Below are 16750 nucleotides of genomic sequence, written 5' to 3'. Positions count from 1 at the left end.
TTTTTGATACAAGTTATCAATTGACACAGAAAACGTTATATTCGTAAGGATTTAATAATGTCTCTAGTTTCATGGTCTAATATTATTGATGTTAAAGTACAAGTGTATGATAAGGAAAAGGATAATCCCGATATAGTTCTTTCTAATTCTACTACTATATATGCTAACGGTTTTCATAGGGCTATTGTTGCTATTTCCTTCAGACCAGTTGACCAAAGCGGAAACCCTATTACTAGCAAAGTGAATTTGCCTGAAGCTTCTGCTGTACAGGCGAATTTAGAACTTATCGACTTCGAGAAAGGGAATGATCTTGACGAAGACCCATGGAAATACGAAACAACGGTAAATCACAGTATTTTTGCTTGTCCTATTAACGCCACATCTGGGTCTTTAATAAACACAACAACAAATATGGAAGAAGGATTATATACCTTATATTACTATGTGCATACGTATGATCAAAGCAAAAATAAAAATTTAGATAATCTTACAGTAAATATTGGATTTCGATTAGATATAGGTAAGATAGCCCCCAATTTTCCAAGCAAAACGGTCACTAGTAAAAAAGGTGGTGATTTTGATATTCTATCGACTGTTAAATTAATTGGGAACATTGAGTTACCATTCGAAGGCTTAAATGTTGTATCGGTATATAGCCAGGATATTCCTCAGGGCACCACCGAATTAACACCTACAAGCAGCGATGATGGCCCTGATGATTCGAGTGATCAATTAGCTGAATCGGATTTGTTACGTCACGTTCATTTAGCATACTATTTTGATCTCAAAGATGGTGACTTCCCTGATTTTGATCACAATAATCAAGTGCTACATATTGGCGTCAGTATAGGTGAAGGAGGATATATTTATCCTCAAGTAGAAAATCCGACCAATGAAGACCCGGATAATAATCGTGCAAAGATAACTGAACCATGCTGCTTTTTAGACGAAAGAGATGGTTTATACTGCTATAAAGGCTATCTATGGCCAATTAATTTGGTAAAAATGGATCAATTATATCTTCCTAAGCCCGTTGCATTAGAGGATAAGAACAAAAATACATGTTCCTACACTCTTTTTGCAGACCAATTCAAAAACCAAGTTATAAAGTTATCTGAAGTTTTTTCAAGTAAACCTAGTAATACAAATTATTGTCCAGAATATTACGACTATAATTGTGTATGTATTAGCTTATATGTAACTTTTGGTTTTATGGGGCAATACTTTGGTAGAAGAACTAAGTTTAACATGAAGCTGATAGATCAATATGGTAATTCTTTGATATTTTATGTTAATCCGACTAATTGCCCGCGAATTTTCTCGGTTGACGATGATGAGCAAATAGGTATCGAAAAATTTTATAATATTAGCGATTATCCCGTTGATTGGCTATCGGAAAATAAAAATGTTACTTCGTTGACGGGTAGTCATGTGGATAATTATTTTTGGATAGTTACTAATAACAATGAAGATTCTGCTGATAAAAGGCAAATACTTTACTATAATTATAATGATAATAATATTATTGATCATATCGGATTGCAGGATAAACAAGACTATAAAAATATACCAGTAAGTGAAAATACGGAATTTGCTTTCCGTACATACAGATTAGCTGAAAACAATCAAGAAACTACGAACATAGAAGATTTTGATTATAAACTGGGGATATGTGCGGATCTGGAAAAAAAACAAAAGGAGTCATCAGCCCTTGGAATACCATTGATTACGGATAGTTACGGCCTGGCGGCAGTTCCAATATTTCCAGTCGATGGCAACGCGGCAAACTGCTTCACCTGGCAATTTTGGCCTGTTTGGAGTGCCGGAGGTTTTGTTATGTATGGCCATAACGTAACCGCTGGCGTAGGTTTGGGAAATGTAACATTGTCTGCTACAGAAGACGGATCTTATGATGGTTATGCCCTCGGAGAACTCGTTGCTGATGACAGCTACTCTGTTTTTGCTACTTTGCAAGCATATGAATTCGGCAAAGGTAACGGGCTGCAAACGCTTACACCGCATACTGGACCGCTGGATACAGGCAACGGAGGACCAACGGTTAATCCTTATCAAATAAATACCAAAAACCCGCAAAGAGGTGATTGGTGTGGCGTATCAACCGCATTTCTACGGTGGCAAGAAAGCGAGCAGCAAACAAGAAGTATTTATGGAAATGGAAAGAACCAGGCGACGATAATACTGCAATTCGATGCGTTGTGTTATGGCGCAACGAACAATAATTTTGCAACAAAGCCAATTGACTCTACATACATATATAATTCTTTACAATTAATCGATTATGAAACAGGAGAATCTCTTAATGATGTCGATGTTTCTTGGCACAAAAGCAGGGATCCAAATCCATTTAACGTAGTGATGGATAACGGTTTCAGTGGGCCTGCGCTACCTGGTGTGCATACAAACATTGGAAGCTACCATAAAACTGTTAAGCTTTATCTTACCGGCAATATTACACATAATAACAGCGTAACGAGAAAAATTGGAATCAGATTTACAATTACAGATCCAGATTGGAGTTCTCCCATAATTATTGATATTTGGAAAGGTTATAATGCTTCGGAGGAAAGTGCCGATAGTATAATAGCAAACTTGGTGCCGGCCCCGGTTGTAAGGAAAAGTGACTTCAATTTACAAATTGTTTATAAAGGATCTTACACTCTTACACAGCCAAGTGATGATTTGCCTGAAAAAACTAACGGCACCCCTTGCAGCAAGGATGCGTTTAATCGACACTGGGATTTTAATATATCTCCTCCTTTAAACAATAATAAACGCTTTATGATTGGATGGAGATTGGCAGACGATACGCAAGACCATTCTAATGACCCAAATTATTCCAACCCTATGTCCCCTATTCATGAGAGTACTTTGAGTAAAGGACTTTATCATAACCAATATCTATTGCTTCCGGTTGGATCATTTATTGACCCCTCCCTTAATAATTTGGATTTATGCCCGGGTGGTAATTTTCAGATTCTTCCACTGAACAGACAGCTATTTATGTCTCAAAAATTAGTTCAAAATTTAGATGATGGGGGCTTATACATAAAAATTATTGCATCTTTCTCTTGGGTGTCGCAAATATCGAAACAATTTAAACCTTTAAATATCGAATGGATAGATATATATGGAAATGTTTATCCGTTTATTATAAATTTAAACAGCCTCGGTATGCTTTATACAAATCAAGAATCGGAAAACCTGAGCAAAAATAATTATAATGATGTTTTGACGCCAGGAAAAAGTATTACAGAAATATCTGATGTTGAGGTTAATCCTTCTTACAATTTTTATACTTCAGCAGAGGATCAATTTATCTATTGCGACAACAACACATGGTCGGAAAGTAAGGGTACTTGCGAAGTTAAGTATGGAGCGTCATCCGCGAACTCAGAGATAGTATTGGGCAATCCGGGTACGACTAATTTTGATCCATCGTCGCAGCTTGGTTCCATGGGGGGTATTTCTAATCTTGGGTGGTATAAAGTATCTTTGTGCTTCGTTAATGATATCCGGCGAGATGCACCATTATTTCTAGGTGCAGATTACGATACTTCTAAACATGGCCACTACATTACATATGACACATTCGGTGGTGTTATGGGTAATACGGGGAGGTTTAATTGCTATTTGGTTCCTGTTTGGACGGACGGGAAGATATGTTTTTTGGGGGAATATACTGGGAGCTATTTGAGTATTATCGAGGACGACTCTGCTAACGGTGTATTTTTTTATGGATATACTACATTTAGTAATTTCAATATTAGATCATAAGAAAAAGTTACATATGAAATTCTCCCAGAGAGAGCCAAAAACTTGAATTTTAATGAAGGGGTTTTAAGCTTTCATTCGAACTGGGCACCGTAACGTTAACTTTGGCGTAAACTCAATAATAGATAAAGCGGGATGACTGAAGCTCGCACCTCGCTTTATCACCGTCATCTTTTTCCGTTAAGCTTTCTGGGCATTGTTAAGAGACTGATATCGCGACATTTATTATGAGTCAGGCTCTGAGTTCGGACGACTGGGATGCCCAGTTGTTTTTCTTCCTTTTGAAAGCTTATCGCGTTATCGCCCATGACCGCCATGGTCGTGGAAGCGCTTGATCTCAAGAATGTCGCCAAGCATGGTGAACCGGCAGGTCGCTTTGCTAAGGCGGTTCTGGTTTCCGCCGCCCCTCCGCTGATACTCAAGACAGAAGCTAAGCCGGAAGGCCTGCCTTTGGAAGTGTTTGACGGCTTGCGCTCGGCGCTGGCAGCAAACCGCGCCCCGTTCTTCCGCGATGTTCCTGCTGTACTCCAGCGTCGACGCCGCTCAGGGCCGGAAAGAATTTCCATCTTAATGCTATTACCAGTCATAATGTGAACAGTAGTCCTGTCACTTATTTAAGTGGGAGAAACTGTCCGGGACATTAGGGGGCTATTCCATTTTTCTGAAATCGACCAGACGGAAGACCTCAAGGCTAACGGCGTGCCAACATTGGTTCTGCGTGGCGAAGATGACCAGATCGTGCCGATTACGGATGCTGTACCCAGGCGATCAAGCTTCTCAAGAGCGGCACGCTCAAAACCTATCCGGGCTTCTCGCACGGTATGCTGACTGCCAATGCCGATGTTTTGTATGCTGATCTTTTGGCTTTCATTCAAGCTTGAATGTTGAAATGATATAAGATGCGGCTGTGAGACTTACCGTTTTTTTACGCTTTTCACAATAGGTTTTGAATGCTGGTTAACGGGCAGGGGACGGATATGATGAATGCGGGTGCGAAACGCGGCGAATTTGTAAGTCTGATTGCGCCAATACTGGAGCCAATGGCATCAGCGCTTGATTAGCGGGCTCAGTAACCGTGGTTGAAGATTTGTCATTCGACCAAGCCCTTCATTGAAGCCTGCCTCAAAGTGCCTTAAACCCCTATGACTTCAATCCGGCTACACGCATTTACGAATGCAAGGACCATCATCATGACTGATAATGTAAAATCCCGTCGCTCTGCCTTTCTTAAGACACCAAGCGGGTTTTAGGAAGAAGCCGTGAAGGAAATTTCCGGCGGCATCACTGCACTGCTCGCCGATGTGTTTACCATTACCGACGATATGGCAGAACGCGCCCGCAAGCTTAGTGACAACACACTGCGCTTCATCGGCGATATTTCGCGCCACCAGCGCATTCTCGATAATGATGCGGAGTTTGTGCATCCGCATGAAATGCTCGCCGAGCTGCGCAACGAGAACAAGGCGCTTGGCGCCGTTATAAGACACGTCCGAATGTCGGGGCGCGTGTCGGGCGACACTCGCAGGCGCGGAAATCTAATGAGGATTCACGCGTGAAAGTTTTCAGCCGATGCCGAAATAGCCCCCCTCAATGCAGCAATGAAAACCCGGACCTTCGGCAAGACCAGTCTGGTGGTCGGATAGACCGCCCAGATATTGAGCGTTTCAGGTCTTGCCTCACCGAAATCGAGCCTGACCAGACGCCCTGCCTTCACATCTTCCCTCACATACCAGGTCGATAGAAGTGCAAGCCCACCGCCCGCAAGACAAGTGGCATAACAGCCCTCCATCGTGTTGGCGGAAAAGCGGGCGTTAAGACGAATGTGCTTTTCGCCTTCGGGCGTCGAGAAAGTCCAGTGTGTTGCAGAGCCGAGGGGCAGGCAGTCATGCTCTGCAATCTCATCAGTCGCGTGCGGTCTTCCGCGTCTGGCCAGATAGTCCGGGCTTGCAACGATGCAACGAGGATTGCCGCTGAGCTTCTGCGCAATCAGGCTGCTGTCGCGCAGCCGGGCAATGCGGATCGCGAGATCCGTCCCGCTGGCAACCAGATCGGGCAAGTGATCCGTGAGATCGAGCGCGATACGCAATTCTGGATTTTGCTCAAGCAGCTGCGGCACAAACGGCGAGACATAGCGAAGGCCAAAGGCGACGGGAACCGAAACACGCAAAAGACCTGCCGCACCTCTGGCTTCAGCCCGCAGCAGCGCTTTGGCTTCGGTTTCATTTTCGATTATAGCGCGCGCAAAAGGCAGGAAGGTTTCACCTTCAGGAGTCAGCGAAAGCGAACGTGTCGTGCGATGCAGCAGCCGGACACCGAGCATTGTTTCAAGAGCAGCGAGACGGCGTGTGGCAACCATCGGCTGGAGACCAAGCCTCCGGGCCGCTTCAGCCAAGCTTCCCGCATTCACTGCCGCTAGAAATACAACAACGTCATCCGTATTCATTATATCGATTTTCGTTATACAGGCAGATCGTTCAAGATCACTAAAACGAAAATCGATAAAAAGCTAGATAGTCAGGCACCGATTGCGATAAAGCGGCTCTCACTTCAAGGTGCTTTTGATAGCCGCCCTATCCAAAGTTTTTCACGCATCGTTCCGCCGGAAAGCGCCTCCCACTTTCCTCGGGACCAGCCATAAGAGGGCAGCAAAATGGACGATAAAAGCCAATCTTCAACACAAGCCGGGCAAGTCAGCACTGGTATCGGTAGGGGGGCTCTGTTCGTAATGGCTGTAGCCAGCGGCGTGGCGGTTGCAAATATCTATTACAATCAGCCAATGCTTGGGATCATCGAAGCCGATTTCCCAAACGATCCAATGACGGGCCTTATCCCGACCGCCACGCAGCTTGGCTATGCCGCTGGTTTGTTCTTCCTGCTTCCGTTGGGGGATATCGTTCACCGGTGCAAGCTGATTATCGGCCAGTTCATCATTCTGGCAGTAGCGCTTGCCATTGCCGCTGTCGCACCATCGGCTCTGGCTCTGGTGATTGCATCGCTTATCGTGGGTGCAAGCTCCACAGTCGCACAGCAGATCGTGCCGTTTGCAGCGTCGCTAGCCGTGCCTGAAAAGCGCGGCGCAACCATCGGCACAGTGATGGCGGGCGTCCTTTCGGGCATTCTGTTCAGCCGTACGCTTTCCGGCTTTGTCGGCGAACATGCTGGCTGGCGCGAAATGTTCTGGATCGGTGTGCCGCTGGCGCTTTCGGCCGGTTTGCTGATGTTTTTCGCGCTGCCGAACCATCGTTCAACATCGCATATGCGCTATCACACAGCGATCAGTTCGCTGGCTAAAATCTGGAAAACGCACAGCGCCCTTCGCATTGCAGCACTCACGCAGGCAGCGCTTTTTGCAGCCTTCACGGCCTTCTGGACCATTCTCGCGCTTTACCTGCAAACGCCTGAATTTGACTTGGGCGCAGATGTTGCAGGTCTCTTCGGTGTTGTGGGAGCAGTTGGTGTTTGTGCAGCGCCGTTTGCAGGCCGGATTGCCGACCGCAAAGGTCCGCACTTTGTCGTGCTTATGGGCGCAATCCTCACGCTGGTTTCTTGGGTGATTTTCGGTCTCGGGTCTTCGCTTATCGCGCTGGTCATTGGTGTGATCGTGCTCGATTTCGGCATCCAAAGCGCTCTCGTTTCCAATCAGCACATCATCTATGCACTTGATCCGGAAGCAAGGAGCCGCCTCAATACCATCTTTATGACGGCCATGTTCCTCGGTGGAGCGGCGGGCGCTGCACTCTCGACGCTTGCATGGAAACATGGCGGCTGGCTTGATGTAAGCCTGCTGGGCGGTTTGCTCGCCATGATAGCGCTGGCCATTCAGTTCGTCGCTTTTCGTATTCGCAGCTCGATTGCTGCCCTGCATTAACTGAGAAAAATTGCTTTTTACAAACAATAAAAAGGCGACCGTTTGGCCGCATTTGTGGTTGGTGGTTTCATCAACGGGGTACCATGCCTGGCTGGTTGGAAAGCAGCTTTCGTAAATCGATAACATGACGCTGACTGCGCTTCACATAGCCGACATCTCCAGCTCTGAAATCTGCAGTCTGGACGCGGGGGCCTGCAACGGAACCGGTCATGCGGCTTTCGCCCTTGATCCAGTATAGCCATTCATCGGTATTGGGGCCAGTGCAACTCGCGGACACCGCCGGGCTTGATCGTCTCGATTGCAGAAGCAATCGTGGTGGATGCCTTGAAGATTGAACTGTCAGCCATGCGATTGGCGCCAGAATGGTTTTACTTCAATGGCTTTGCAGAACTGAGCTTGTAGGTGAACGGAAAGCGTGGCAGGCCACCTGATTAAACCGCTTTCTGATTGTTGGAAAGCTCGCCCTGCTCGCGACCCTAAAAAATCAAGAGATTGTTGAGCGGGATCGACTTCATCAAATGCCAGAACAAATTTGCAGCCATCAGGACTGAGCCCCTGTAAGGATTGCGGAAAGCCTGCTGGGAAATATCACAGATCGCCCGCTTCAACGTTCTGCACATAGGCGCGGCCTGCGGTATCAAGAACAGTGATGCGGCAAACCATATCGCTTAACGATCTGCGTGGCGCTCCGGTGATACTCGCATTTTACCTGGCTGACTGGAGTCTGGTCTGCAGCGATTAGATGGGACATTATAACGAAACTCTTCTGGAGTTTGATCATGCGACGGCGCAGTTGCTCGGCATATCGGTAGCTGGTGTGTGGTTCCATGCCGCCTTTGAAGCAGAGTGCAAATTGGATTTCCCGCGCTAAATTCAAAAAAATAGATGAAGAGTTGATAGCGCACTAATTTTCAATGCCATTATTTTTAGGGAAATTGGGTAACTCGTTAAGCCCGCAAAGCTTCTGCCGGGCTCATGCGCAGCGTCATTAACGCCGGAACCAGCGAAACTACCGCTGCAACAGCAATAAAGCCAATAGGAAGCCAGACATCGCTCATCGCAAATTCCACCGGCATCCTGACTGCTGTTGTTGCGGTGAGCCATGATGTGATGGCCCGCGCTGCCGCATAGCCGATTGCCAGCCCAAGAAAGATTCCAAGCAGCAGCAGGAAAAATAACTCGCCCCAGACAATCGCCATGATGGAGCGAACCGGCGCACCAAGCGCCCGCAGCGCACCGATCTGACGTTTTCGCGCGCCGATATGCATGACCGCAACCAACAACAAGGCGAAAACCACAATCACCTGCGTAGCGATGGCGATACCAAGCAGCAGGCTGCGGGCATCTCCCAATGTTGAATAGAGCCTTGTGAGAACCTCTGCCGGGAAGATCGCCAATGTGCGATCAGAACGATATTCCTGCCGCAGCCGATAGGCATCCGCAATGGTCTTTGGTTTTACAAGAATAGCCGGAACACCGGGGCTATCGGCATCGAAAGTCTCGTCAAGCGGCGCATTGACGTCGATTTCGTGATCATGGTCATGTGGTTTTTCATTGATAAGCACACCAAATCCGTTACCCGGCTTTTCAGCATGGTCATCATGCTCGTGCTCTTCATGAGCTTCCATGCCATGCAGCTGCCAGACCGTGCGAATGGGAACCAGAATGGACCGATCCCATGCAGTGCCGGTCGGGGCCATTTTGCCAGCTACATGATAGCTGACCTCGGTATGGGCATGTCCGCCGGTTTCAACCGTACCATGCATTGGATTGACTTTAGCCCCGACAGCTAGATCGACTGCCGAACCAATAATTGCCTCACCCAGACGCGTGAACATCGTGCCTTCGGCGAGCTGTGGTGACAGGGCGGAAATAAGCCCGGTTGTCGTGCCGACAATGGGAAAGCCCATCGCGCTGTCGCCAAAGCCTATGGGTGCTGCGAAGGCCACGCGCTTGTCATTGGCAAGTTTGCCCAGCGTCGCACCCGACACAAGTGGCAGAGGCGACTGCTGCAAAAACACCGAAGAAAGTGTGAGCTGCGTGTCACTTCCCGCCGCACCGATCACAAGGTCAAACTTGTCGGATGCCCGCGCCGTGCCAAGCCTCACTGCCCGTTCCTGCAAGGTTACGACCGAACTTAATGCAACCGACAAAGCCAGCAGAACGATGATGGCAACGGCACCACTCCAGAAGCGGCGCAGATCGGCAAGAATGAATGCGATCATGACAATTCCATCTCCGCGCTGTCGCTTGCAATCCTTCCGCCTTCCAGGCGAATGCGGCGCTGCAAATATTGCATCAGCTGCGGATCATGCGTGACGACCACCAATGTCGCCTTTTCTTCGGTCGCAAGCCGCACCAGAAGCTCGGCAACATCGGCACCGGTTTTCTGATCAAGACTGGCAGTCGGCTCATCGGCCACGATCACGCCGGGCTTAGAAAGAAGCGCACGCGCGATAGCCACGCGCTGCATCTCGCCGCGCGACAGCGTTTCGATATGTTGATCGGGACGGGTTATTCCGACTGTTTGAAGCAATTGAAGCGCGCGTGCGCGATCATCAACCTTCACCCCAAAACTCAATTTGAGCGGCAACAGCACATTGGACAGTGCGGAAAGGCCGGGAAACAAGTGAAAATCCTGCATCACCAAACCAATGTTGCGCGCACGAAACGCATCGCGCCTGAAAGAAGACAGGCTGCTGATGGCCGTTTCGCCCCACACGACTTTGCCGGCTTTCACAGGTTCGAGACCCGTTATCGCGTTGACCAGCGTGCTTTTCCCCGAACCAGAGGCACCGGTAATTGCCAGATGGTCACCAGCAGCCAGATTAAATTTTTCAATGGAAAGCACAGGGAGAGCCAGCCCCGGAAAGCGCACTTCCAGATCGGCAATATCGAGCGACAGGCCCGATGGCTTGGCAAGCATCATCATTAGACCGTTTTGAAAGAAGCATCACGCAGACGAAGCTGACTGACAAAGCCCGTTTCAGGGTCTGTCCATGAACCATATTCCAGCGTGCCGCGCGTCAGAATTGGCGCATTGAACTGTACGAATGTCTGTTTGGATGCCAGATAAACAACCATGATATTATCGGGCCAGTCGGAATCCGACGAGCAGAATGGGCAGATTGACATCGGAATTTCGGTCAAAACGAAGAAGTTGGCTTCAGCCTTGAGTGGCGGTGCCATGAACCCGCGGATCGCCACTTGCCGCCCGGAAGCATTTTTGACCTGATCGGAAAACTCCAGACCCAGCACGCCAAAACTTTTATACAGATTGTCAAAGCCAAGTTGCTCTGCGGCTTGTGCCCTGTTTGCAATGCACATCAAAGGCGCAGTTGCCAATGCACCAAGCATGAGTTGCCTGCGATTGAAATGCGGTCCTGTGCGCATCTTGCCCTCCTGAAGAGAAGTGGACAGGCGGAAAACCCGCCTGTCCCTGATCAAACGAAGATTACTCAGACTTGGCCTTGCCGAGCGCAAAGGTGTCAGCAAGCACACGGTAAACATCGCTCTGTTCCATATAGCCGCGCAGACCGTCGGAACCTGGACCCGTTGCCTGAAGAACAACGTCATCGACCGCGTGAACGCCGGTGTCATCTTCCTTAGGGATGTTGCCCTGAACGAAGACTGCGCCCGGAACATCCTTGTAAGCCTCATTGGCTACATATTCGCCCTTCTCGTTCTTAACGGCTGGCACGAAGGCGCCATCCATCTTTGGACGGAAGGTTTCGTAATGATCCGGGCCGTTATTGGCGGCCAGGAACAGACGACGCGAAACATCGATGCGATCCGGATAACCGTCGCCATTGGTGTCTTCGTAATTCGGGAATCCGGCAGCATCGTAAGTGCCAACCTTTTCGCGCATTTCATCGCCCGGCTTTTCATCATCGACTGTACCAATGATGGCAACGCCATGGGTATGATCGCCGGTGACGATAATCATCGTGTCCGGGTTCTTTTCGGCAAATTCGCGGGCAACGCCAACGGCCTTGTCGAACTCGATGGTTTCGACCAGCGCGCGATCCCAATCAAGCGGATGGCTCATCTTATCAACGGATGCGCCTTCAACCATCAGGAAGAAGCCTTCCGGATTCTTGGAGAGCTTTTCGAGAGCAGTCTTGGTCATTTCCACCAGACCCGGCTGGTTCGGGAACTTGTCAACCGTCCCTTTCTTGAGGAACTCACGATCAAGCGTCACGTCCAGGTTGCCGGTGTGGAAAAGACCGAGCAGCTTGTCTTGATTGGACTCACCCGATGCAGCAAGCTCATCTTTGCTTGTGACCAGCGCATATCCGGCATCCTTGAACAACTGGATATAATCCTTGTCGTCCTTGCGCTTGGAACCCGGAACATCCTTGGCGAGGAAGTAAGCAGAACCGCCGCCAAGAATAACGTCAGGCTTCACGTCATACATCATGCCGACAATATCAGCCTTGTCGGAACGCTTGCGCGTATGTGCGACCAGTGCTGCCGGTGTCGCATCCTGAAGTTCGGATGTCGAAACAATGCCGATGGACTTCTTGGTTTCACGACGCATTGCTTCTGCAATGGTTTCAACCTTCGGGTCGTCCTGGCTGTCAGGTGTACGGTCGGCATAAACGCCAAGTGCATTCACGCGTGACTTATGGCCCGTCATGTAAGCCGACATGGTGTTGGCACTGTCAGTCGCAATCGAATGGGTCGACGACGTGCCGATGAAAGCCACAGGTGGAATGTCATCCATGTTGAGGCGGCCATTGGCCTTACCCTCGGTCATGCCCTTCGACATGATGCGCGCGCCGGTGCGGTGCGCGACCGACAGACCGTCAGCGATCAGGAAGATGATGTTCTTGGCTTTGGCTTCATTGCCGGTCGCATAGACATCCCAATTGACAGACTTGGTTTCGTCGCCAGCTGAAACTTCAACCTTGTAATCGCCAGCCTTGCCGATTTTCAGTCCGCGCAGAATAAGAGCAGAGCCCAGAACCTTGTCTTCTGCGCCCTTTTCTTCAGCGGTAAACTCGGCTTTGCTGCCAAATACAGCTTCATAGTCCTGTCCATTGACGGTAACTTTCACGTCCTCTGGCTTAACGACCTTATCGAACTCAACCTTGAAATCGAATGGCGAATTGACAAGGATTGTCGCCCGGTCAATCGGATAGACGGTTGCAGCACCAGCCGCAGTCGTCAGCATGGTTGCTGAGGCGAGAGCAAGAAGCAGTTTGCGCATATCAGAAATCCCCACTGTGTAATGCGTGTGAGGGTCAGATAAGAAAGCTAGATGACACTGGTATAACAATTCGCCGATTAATTTGTAAAACTTGCTTTGCCGGCTATGTTGTTTGATCAGGCAGGTGACATATGATGCTGAAAGCACTGTTAATCGTCACATTGGATATACGCCCTCGGAACAACGCCATGCCCATCCTTGCACGAGAAAAAATTTTCGCTCTGGTCGGTGCGTTTTTTGTTTACCAATTTACCCAGTTCGTCGTGCTCAAGTTTCCTTAGCAGCTGTCATCAAACCTTAATCGTGATGATAATCACCCGTCACAGGGCCCCTTTAAGGACCATTGCGTTTGTTTTCGCAATTTAGGGGGTCCCTTATGCGCCTTGGTTATCTTCTCACTTCTATTGCCACGATTGCTATGACGTCTTCCGCCATGGCTGAAGAGACATTCACCGCTAAACTGGCAGGTCACGCCTATCTGCCAGCTCGGACGCTGATAACACCGCCTGCCGATGCACCCCGCGACGCCTGGGTTTCCGGCAAGTTTACCGCCAAGGCACGCAATGACAAACCAATGAGTGTCATGGGCGATGTCGGCAAGGCCTATGGCAGCCACACCACCGGCATCTCGCTTCCCTTCATCGGTCAACCGGTACAGGGCATGTCAGGTTTCGCGATGAACCGTGCAGCCGATGGCAGCATTTTCACACTCACCGACAACGGTTTTGGCACCAAGGCCAACAGCCCGGATGCACTGCTGTTCTTCCACCGCATGAAGCCTGATTTTGAAACCGGCAAGGTTGAGCGCGTGGAATCGGTTTTTCTGCGCGACCCCGACAAGAAAGTGCCGTTCCGCATCGCTTATGAAGGCACCGATGGCCGTTACCTGACGGGTGCGGATTTTGACCCGGAAAGCATTCAGTATCTCAATGATGAGATCTGGATTGGTGATGAGTTTGGCCCTTACATCATTCGCGCTGGTCTCGATGGTCGCGTGAAAGCCGTCTATCCAACCACGCTCGATGGTAAGCAGCTGACAGGACCGGATACAGCGGGCATCGTCGTGCCAGCGGTTGCTGGCAAGGATTATCGCGTTCAGCGTTCGGGCGGTTACGAAGGCATGGCCTTGCAGCCAAAGACCAACCAGCTCTGGGCTATGCTTGAAAAGCCGCTTTTTGACGACAGTGGCAAGCCGGAAGGCGATTTCCTGCGCGTCATCACTTTCGACACCGGCAAGGGCGAATGGACAGGCAATAGCTACCGTTTCCGTCTGGCCGAAGGCGCAACTGCTATCGGTGATTTCAACTTTATTGACGACACCCGCGCGCTGGTCATCGAGCGTGACAATGGCGAAGGCGATCCAAGCCTTGAGTGCAAGACCGACGATCTTTCGGCCTGCTACCCGTTGCCAGCAAAGGTCAAGAACATCGTTCTCGTCGATACATCGAAGATCGACGCAGACGGCTACATCCATCGTATCCGTCATATCAATCTGATGGACATTCAGGACCCTGACAACAAGGCAATCCTGAAGACCGCAGCAGCCCGCGATCCCAAGGGCAAGTTTACCTTCCCGTTCTTCACCATTGAAGACGTGATGCGCGTTGACGATACGCATATCCTGGTCGCCAATGATAATAATCTGCCATTTTCGGGCGGTCGCCAGATTGGCGAAGCTGCGAATAACGAATTTATCCTGCTCGAAGTGGCAGATTTCCTAAACGCCAAGTAAGTCTCGTTCTGAACCACTGGCGGGCACTGCATATTGCCGTGCCCGCTTGCGCATTTTGCAAAATAAAGACATTGCTCAACGCAATAGTTGGCAGACAGCGAAGAGCAGAGAAGCAGAATGACCGTAAGAGAAATCGTCAAATTTCCGGATGCAGCTTTGCGTGCAACAGCAGCACCTGTCACCGTCTTTGATAATCATCTTCGTGTTCTCGCACAGGACTTGCTTGACACGCTGCGCGCAGCACCCGGCATCGGCATCACAGCTCCGCATATCGGCGTTCTGACGCGTGTGGTGGTGCTTGAGCTTTCCGGCCCCGGCAGCGCCAAGACCTATATCAATCCCGAAATCACATGGGCTTCCGATGAGAAAATTCGTCATCAGGAAGGGAGCGTCTCCATGCCGGGTGTGGTGGACGATGTTGAAAGACATGCCCGCATTCATCTGCGTTATCAGGATATTGATGGCACGGAGCAGACTGAAGAATCTGATGGCTTGCTTGCAGTTTGCCATCAACATGAGATTGACCAGCTCGACGGTATTTTCTGGCTTCAACGCCTTTCAAAGCTCAAGCGCGACCGATTAATTAAGCGATATCACAAGTTACAAAAATAGCGAAAAATCATATGTTATGCTGGCCCCAACATGATGAAGGTTTCGCTTTTGCTGACGCCTTGAAGTGAACGGATGGTCGAGATTACTTCATTCAATTCCGAGATCGTTGAAACTTCGAGCTCTGCGATGACATCCCAAATCCCATTAGTGTTGCATAAGCTGGTTAAACCGGGAACGCGTTTAATTGCGGCGATGGTGGCTTTCAGAGATGCGCCTGACATTTCGATGAGCATAAAAGCGCGGATTTGGTCTTTTCCGATGTCATCCCGAACGCGCACCGTAAAGCCTTTGATGTCACCATTGGCAATCAAGCGGTCCAGGCGTTTTTGAGCCGTCGCGCGCGCAACGCCGAGTAACTCTGCGAGCTGCGGAACGGAGGCACGTCCGTTGATACGCAATTCTGTTATCAGTCTCTTATCCAGGTCGTCCATCGTTCCCGCTGTCTTTTTCGTAATTATTTCTGACTAAATCGTCAGTTTATTATAAAAATAATCACTTTCCATTCTTTTTTGTCAACGAAATTGTGACTAATGATTTCTTCTAAGGGGAATGTAAAAGTGGCTCCTAAAATGCTGTAAGCAGGAGGAGTGCTGCACAATTCCCCGTTCAGGCCGGCTACAAGGCTGTGAAAATTGCGTCAACAGCTTCGTTCGGAGCTTTCGTAGGGAACATCGATAATGAAAATGGTGAGACTTATTTCTACGGCGCTTATTGCGCTTGGTATTTCTTTGTCCGCGCATGTGGCTAAGGCCGATGATCTGGAGAAAATCCAGAAGAACGGCAAAATGACAATTGCGCTTTCGGGCGTGTTTCCACCTTTCAGCTTTGTCGATGAAAACAATCAGGTCGTTGGTTTTGACGTTGATATCGGCTCCGAAATTGCGCGCCGTCTGAAGGCGGAGCCTGAGATTGTGACGACTGCTTGGGATGGCATTATTGCCGGTCTCGTCACGGGTCGTTTTGATACGATCGTTGGATCGATGGGCATTACCGAAGAGCGCAAGAAGGCGATTGATTTCGTCGGTCCTTATTACCGTTCCGGTCTGGCGCTGTTTGTCCGCAAGGGTGACGCGGTTAAATCGCTTAATGAGCTTGACGGCAAGACCATCGGTGTGACGCTGGGCGAAACTTCTGAAAAGTGGGTTCGTGAGCAGGGCAAATATGAAGTCCGCACCTATAAGGGGTTGCCAGAAATGCTGCTTGACCTTGGTTCCGGCCGTATTGATGCGGTTGTCGCAGACGACGTTCCGGTTCTCGTTGCAATCAGAAAAAGCAATGCACCGATTGATCAGGTCAAGGATGATGAGCTGCCGCGCTATGACATTGGTATTGCCGTGCGTAAGAACAATCCAGAACTGCGCGATGCTATGCAGAAAGCTCTGGATGAGATGATGGCAGATGGCACATACACAACCATCTCTGAAAAGTGGATTGGTGCGGATATCCGCTAATCTTAAACCTGGTTGTGAGCGGCGGATAAGCCGCTCCACCTTGAATAAAGGCGACATCACTGTTGATGCCGCTCAAGCATCCC

The 16750-nt window shown here is 49.2% G+C and carries 14 protein-coding genes and 1 pseudogene; 8 read left to right on the top strand and 7 right to left on the bottom strand.

The features are described 5' to 3' along the window. The first annotated feature begins 57 nt into the window (after positions 1-57). The 3 genes and pseudogenes from U2P60_RS02290 to U2P60_RS02280 all read left to right on the top strand — a co-directional run bounded on the left by U2P60_RS02290 (position 58) and on the right by U2P60_RS02280 (position 5348). On the top strand, positions 58-3795 hold the full coding sequence (locus U2P60_RS02290; protein ID WP_413571072.1) for a hypothetical protein: 3738 nt from the start codon (positions 58-60) through the stop codon (positions 3793-3795). 236 nt (positions 3796-4031) lie between these two features. After that, positions 4032-4673: pseudogene (locus U2P60_RS02285) on the top strand (alpha/beta hydrolase); the annotation flags it as partial. Between the two features lie 378 nt (positions 4674-5051). After that, positions 5052-5348 (top strand): hypothetical protein, encoded by a 297-nt coding sequence (locus tag U2P60_RS02280; RefSeq protein WP_413571071.1) that lies wholly within the window; start codon positions 5052-5054, stop codon positions 5346-5348. Here the strand turns inward: U2P60_RS02280 and U2P60_RS02275 are convergent. Then, entirely contained in the window at positions 5339-6235 is an 897-nt protein-coding gene (locus U2P60_RS02275; RefSeq protein ID WP_413571070.1) for a LysR family transcriptional regulator, read from the bottom strand. The genes U2P60_RS02280 and U2P60_RS02275 overlap by 10 nt on opposite strands. Positions 6236-6442: 207 nt before the next feature. Between U2P60_RS02275 and U2P60_RS02270 the strand changes: the two genes are divergently transcribed. Further along, complete coding sequence (locus U2P60_RS02270; protein ID WP_413571069.1) at positions 6443-7660, top strand: MFS transporter; 1218 nt, start codon at positions 6443-6445, stop codon at positions 7658-7660. A gap of 70 nt (positions 7661-7730) precedes the next feature. On the opposite strand, the gene U2P60_RS02265 is transcribed toward U2P60_RS02270, so the two are convergent. Then, positions 7731-7871: a hypothetical protein gene (locus U2P60_RS02265; protein WP_413571068.1), complete on the bottom strand. Its 141-nt coding sequence runs from the start codon at positions 7869-7871 to the stop codon at positions 7731-7733. A 531-nt stretch (positions 7872-8402) separates the two neighbouring features. Between U2P60_RS02265 and U2P60_RS02260 the strand changes: the two genes are divergently transcribed. Next, positions 8403-8531, top strand: a complete 129-nt coding sequence (locus tag U2P60_RS02260; protein ID WP_413571067.1) for a hypothetical protein — start codon at positions 8403-8405, stop codon at positions 8529-8531. Between the two features lie 76 nt (positions 8532-8607). Here U2P60_RS02260 and U2P60_RS02255 read toward each other — a convergent pair whose 3' ends face one another. The 4 genes from U2P60_RS02255 to U2P60_RS02240 form a co-directional block, all read right to left on the bottom strand. Next, positions 8608-9885, bottom strand: coding sequence for an ABC transporter permease (locus U2P60_RS02255; RefSeq protein WP_413571066.1), 1278 nt, complete (start codon positions 9883-9885; stop codon positions 8608-8610). After that, positions 9882-10592 (bottom strand): ABC transporter ATP-binding protein, encoded by a 711-nt coding sequence (locus U2P60_RS02250; protein WP_413571065.1) that lies wholly within the window; start codon positions 10590-10592, stop codon positions 9882-9884. Before U2P60_RS02250 ends, U2P60_RS02255 begins: the two co-directional genes overlap by 4 nt. After that, positions 10592-11053 (bottom strand): hypothetical protein, encoded by a 462-nt coding sequence (locus U2P60_RS02245; protein ID WP_313828994.1) that lies wholly within the window; start codon positions 11051-11053, stop codon positions 10592-10594. The genes U2P60_RS02250 and U2P60_RS02245 overlap by 1 nt, the downstream gene beginning before the upstream one ends. Positions 11054-11114: 61 nt before the next feature. Then, positions 11115-12872 carry an alkaline phosphatase gene (locus U2P60_RS02240; protein WP_413571064.1) on the bottom strand — a complete coding sequence of 586 codons (1758 nt, stop codon included), beginning with the start codon at positions 12870-12872 and terminating at the stop codon, positions 11115-11117. A gap of 376 nt (positions 12873-13248) precedes the next feature. Between U2P60_RS02240 and U2P60_RS02235 the strand changes: the two genes are divergently transcribed. Next, positions 13249-14604 carry an esterase-like activity of phytase family protein gene (locus tag U2P60_RS02235; RefSeq protein ID WP_413571063.1) on the top strand — a complete coding sequence of 452 codons (1356 nt, stop codon included), beginning with the start codon at positions 13249-13251 and terminating at the stop codon, positions 14602-14604. 117 nt (positions 14605-14721) lie between these two features. Next, a complete protein-coding gene (locus U2P60_RS02230) occupies positions 14722-15216 on the top strand; it encodes a peptide deformylase (protein ID WP_413571062.1) in 495 nt (164 codons plus the stop codon). Between the two features lie 14 nt (positions 15217-15230). Here the strand turns inward: U2P60_RS02230 and U2P60_RS02225 are convergent, their stop codons facing one another. Beyond that, positions 15231-15647, bottom strand: coding sequence for an Lrp/AsnC family transcriptional regulator (locus U2P60_RS02225; protein WP_313828989.1), 417 nt, complete (start codon positions 15645-15647; stop codon positions 15231-15233). Between the two features lie 246 nt (positions 15648-15893). Between U2P60_RS02225 and U2P60_RS02220 the strand changes: the two genes are divergently transcribed. Beyond that, positions 15894-16667 carry a transporter substrate-binding domain-containing protein gene (locus U2P60_RS02220; protein ID WP_413571061.1) on the top strand — a complete coding sequence of 258 codons (774 nt, stop codon included), beginning with the start codon at positions 15894-15896 and terminating at the stop codon, positions 16665-16667. Positions 16668-16750 lie beyond the last annotated feature (83 nt).

Source organism: Brucella sp. H1_1004 (assembly GCF_047308065.1).
Taxonomy (GTDB): domain Bacteria; phylum Pseudomonadota; class Alphaproteobacteria; order Rhizobiales; family Rhizobiaceae; genus Brucella; species Brucella pseudogrignonensis_B.
The sequence above is the reverse complement of the archived record's forward strand: the minus strand, read 5'-3'. Positions and strand labels throughout refer to the sequence as shown.

Excerpts from the sequence above, each read along its gene's own strand:
- U2P60_RS02290 (WP_413571072.1), top strand. The coding sequence starts at position 58 with ATGTCTCTAGTTTCATGGTCTAATATTATTGATGTTAAAGTACAAGTG.
- U2P60_RS02275 (WP_413571070.1), bottom strand. The coding sequence starts at position 6,235 with ATGAATACGGATGACGTTGTTGTATTTCTAGCGGCAGTGAATGCGGGA.
- U2P60_RS02270 (WP_413571069.1), top strand. The coding sequence starts at position 6,443 with ATGGACGATAAAAGCCAATCTTCAACACAAGCCGGGCAAGTCAGCACT.
- U2P60_RS02265 (WP_413571068.1), bottom strand. The coding sequence starts at position 7,871 with ATGACCGGTTCCGTTGCAGGCCCCCGCGTCCAGACTGCAGATTTCAGA.
- U2P60_RS02260 (WP_413571067.1), top strand. The coding sequence starts at position 8,403 with ATGGGACATTATAACGAAACTCTTCTGGAGTTTGATCATGCGACGGCG.
- U2P60_RS02255 (WP_413571066.1), bottom strand. The coding sequence starts at position 9,885 with ATGATCGCATTCATTCTTGCCGATCTGCGCCGCTTCTGGAGTGGTGCC.
- U2P60_RS02250 (WP_413571065.1), bottom strand. The coding sequence starts at position 10,592 with ATGATGATGCTTGCCAAGCCATCGGGCCTGTCGCTCGATATTGCCGAT.
- U2P60_RS02245 (WP_313828994.1), bottom strand. The coding sequence starts at position 11,053 with ATGCGCACAGGACCGCATTTCAATCGCAGGCAACTCATGCTTGGTGCA.
- U2P60_RS02240 (WP_413571064.1), bottom strand. The coding sequence starts at position 12,872 with ATGCGCAAACTGCTTCTTGCTCTCGCCTCAGCAACCATGCTGACGACT.
- U2P60_RS02235 (WP_413571063.1), top strand. The coding sequence starts at position 13,249 with ATGCGCCTTGGTTATCTTCTCACTTCTATTGCCACGATTGCTATGACG.
- U2P60_RS02230 (WP_413571062.1), top strand. The coding sequence starts at position 14,722 with ATGACCGTAAGAGAAATCGTCAAATTTCCGGATGCAGCTTTGCGTGCA.
- U2P60_RS02225 (WP_313828989.1), bottom strand. The coding sequence starts at position 15,647 with ATGGACGACCTGGATAAGAGACTGATAACAGAATTGCGTATCAACGGA.
- U2P60_RS02220 (WP_413571061.1), top strand. The coding sequence starts at position 15,894 with ATGAAAATGGTGAGACTTATTTCTACGGCGCTTATTGCGCTTGGTATT.